The organism is Kitasatospora sp. A2-31 (genome assembly GCF_022288725.1).
In the GTDB taxonomy this organism is placed as follows: Bacteria; Actinomycetota; Actinomycetes; order Streptomycetales; family Streptomycetaceae; genus Kitasatospora.
In genome coordinates this window covers 1-1,102 of sequence record NZ_JAKNTA010000259.1, presented here as the reverse complement: position 1 = coordinate 1,102, position 1,102 = coordinate 1, and the positions used below count along the sequence as shown (strand labels likewise).

1 protein-coding gene and 1 pseudogene are annotated in these 1,102 nt (G+C 72.4%); both read right to left on the bottom strand.

The features are described from left to right. Positions 1–227 (bottom strand): annotated as a pseudogene (locus MCM47_RS41310) (hypothetical protein); the annotation flags it as partial. A gap of 5 nt (positions 228–232) precedes the next feature. After that, positions 233–1,102 (bottom strand): histone protein (locus MCM47_RS41305; protein WP_308222643.1); only part of this gene is annotated, 870 nt, incomplete at its 5' end.

Genomic DNA, 1,102 nt, shown 5'->3' with positions numbered 1-1,102 from the left:
GGCGCCCCCCCCCCGCCGTCCCCGCCTCCGAGGAGACCGGATCCGCCGTTCTCGACGTAGTCGAGCAGCCGGTCGGTGAGGTCGCCGACCTTGTCGGTGGCGACGGCCATGGCCCGCTCGCCCGCGGCAACGGCGAGTTCGCGGGTCTGGTCCAGCAGTTGTTCGGTGGGGAGCTGTTCCAGGACATTCACCAGCGCGTTGCCGCGGCCTTCGTCCTGCTTGGCCATCGTCCTCACCTCCGTCCGCGTGTGGTGCCACGCGCTGTCGTCTTCTTCGCCGTACCGGCGGCGGTCTTCCGTGCGGACGACGCGGAGGAGGCGGTCTTCCGTGCGGACGACGCGGAGGAGGCGGCCTTCCGGGCCGGGGCCTTGGCAGCCGCGGTCTTGCGAGCCGGGGTGGCCGCCTTACGGGCGGGAGCCTTGGTCGTGCGCTTGGCGGCGCCGGCCTTGGTGGAGGCGGCGCTCTTCGCGGGCGTGGCCTTCTTGTCGGCGCCCGCCCGGGCGGACCTGGTGCCCGTCGACTTGGGCTTGGCCGCCCTGCTGGAGGAGGACGACCGCGTTCGCTTCTTCGGCGTCTCCTGCGCTTCCTCCTCGGGCTCCTCCTCGGGCTCCTCCTCGGGCTCCTCGTCCGGCTCGTCGCGTTCCTCGTCGCGTTCCTCGTCAGGCTCTTCCTCGGGCTCCTCTTCGGACCTCTCCTCGGGCTCCTCGTCGACCTCGTCCTCGGGCTCCTCGGGCTCTTCGGGCTCTTCGCCGCGGCGCTGGGTGCCCGCGCGCAGGTCCTTCGTGCGCTGCTTCAACCGGTCGGTCAGCGCGCCCACCTGATGGCTCGCGGCGGTGACGGCGGCCTTCTTGCCCGCCTCGGCGAGCTCCCCCTGGACGCTCCCGGCCAGCTCACGGAGCTGTGGGGAGGACTCGACGAGCTGGCCGAGGAGGACCCCCGGATTGGTGCTGAGTCGTTTGCCTGCGGCCAGTCCGGCCAGGGCCAGTGCCCAACGGGCCTTGTGCAAGCGCCCGAGGAGGTAGCCCCCGCCGACGGCTGCGGCGAGTTTGGCGTTGTTCATGGTCTTCACCCGTGGGTCGTCCCGGCCCTCCATTGCGGCGGG